The organism is Nibrella saemangeumensis (assembly GCF_039541915.1).
GTDB classification, from domain to species: Bacteria; Bacteroidota; Bacteroidia; order Cytophagales; family Spirosomataceae; genus Nibrella; species Nibrella saemangeumensis.
Window position 1 is genome coordinate 1 of record NZ_BAABHD010000037.1, and the last position, 842, is coordinate 842.

1 protein-coding gene is annotated in these 842 nt (G+C 46.4%); it reads right to left on the bottom strand.

Features of this window, described 5'->3' with window-relative positions:
- Positions 1 to 9: 9 nt before the first annotated feature.
- Positions 10 to 750, bottom strand: a complete 741-nt coding sequence (locus tag ABD949_RS18190; protein WP_345245568.1) for an IS5 family transposase — start codon at positions 748 to 750, stop codon at positions 10 to 12.
- Positions 751 to 842 lie beyond the last annotated feature (92 nt).

Consider the following 842-nt stretch of genomic DNA (forward strand, 5'->3'; position numbering starts at 1 on the left):
AGAACCTGTTTAAATTTTACGGCTAATGCGATAAATGTTCGCCAGATACACAAAGGATTCGGCCGATGAACAGTCACATTCATAATCTTTGCTGAGTCGGCGACTCCAGTTCAGCCAGGAAAATGTCCGCTCTACTTTCCAGCGCATCGGTACTACTTGAAAGCCAGCCAACTCGCTAACCTTGATTGCGGTTATCACCAGCTTTAGGGTCTTTTTAGCCCATTTGGCTAACTCCTTACCGTAGGCGCTGTCGCCCAGAATCAAACTAAGCCGTTCATACCCTTGTTTGGCTAATCGTTCCAGCACCTTACGGGCTCCTTTACTATCATGGCGATTGGCCGCATGGACCACAACTATCAGGATTAACCCTAACGTGTCTACTACAATATGGCGTTTACGTCCGTTTACCTTCTTATGGCCATCAAAGCCTTTATGAGGTACACCCCATTCACTACTCTTGACGCTTTGGGAGTCGATTACTCCTACACTGGGAGAAGCCTCCCGTTTAGCTTTGACTCGACGGCGTTTGACTAACTTCTGATTGATTTTCAGCCAAGTACCATCATCGCGCCATTTGCTAAAGTAATAATAACAGAGTTGCCAGGGTGGTAAGTCATTGGGCATTTGCCGCCACTGGCAACCCGTTTTGGTGACATACAACAGTGCGTTGAGGATTACGCGTAAAGAATGTTTGCGTTTTCGCTTGTCAGCTAGGATTTCTTCAATAACTTTCCAAGCGGAATCAGTCAAGTCGGAGGGGTACATCTTTGGTCGGATTAACCCTCAAGATAGGCTGATTTCCGCTTTTTCTAACCCCAGCGCTCCATTTTTAAACACGTTCT